This is a genomic window from Escherichia sp. AM3, from assembly GCF_032029835.1.
In the GTDB taxonomy this organism is placed as follows: domain Bacteria; phylum Pseudomonadota; class Gammaproteobacteria; order Enterobacterales; family Enterobacteriaceae; genus Escherichia; species Escherichia coli.
The window spans coordinates 1-541 of record NZ_JAVUPQ010000529.1 but is presented as its reverse complement, the minus strand read 5'-3'; the positions used below and the strand labels follow the sequence as shown (position 1 = coordinate 541).

1 pseudogene is annotated in these 541 nt (G+C 47.5%); it reads right to left on the bottom strand.

From position 1 onward, the window contains the following. A pseudogene (locus tag RTW80_RS27050) lies at positions 1-541 on the bottom strand (conjugal transfer protein); the annotation flags it as partial.

The window sequence follows — 541 nt, the reverse complement described above, 5'->3', positions numbered from 1 at the left end:
GTATCATCCGGCTCCATGATCAGCGGGATGAGCTTGCTGATAGGAAAGGAACGGTCTTCCCTTTGCATAAGACGGTCAACGGCTGAAGAAATCAGCGAATGTTGGTAATCATCAACCGTATTGCCGTTGAGCTTACATATCAGCCTTATTATGTCTTTTACAAATGCTATGTTTCGCTTAGTTGGCGGGAGGGCTGCCGGGTTCCACCCGGTAGGCTCTCCGCCCTTCACACGAAAATAAGCCCCGCCCATAGCACGAATACCCACTTCTCCCGCTCTGTCCTTATCAAAGAAGACTGTGGTTAGCTTCCTTACTTTTCGGTTTTCCGGAAATGATTCAGGCGTACCAAATTGCTGTGCCGCATAAGACATGATCATCATGAGAACGGTTTTACCTACGTTAGAGGTTCCCAGGATCTCACAATGGCCAAGCGTAGGGTTCTTGCCGAAAAAGTTAATATTCTCCGTAGTCATGTGATAATTGAGATGGTAGACATCGTTACCAGAGCCGCGAAGAGCCATTAAGCTATTGCCCCAAGTAT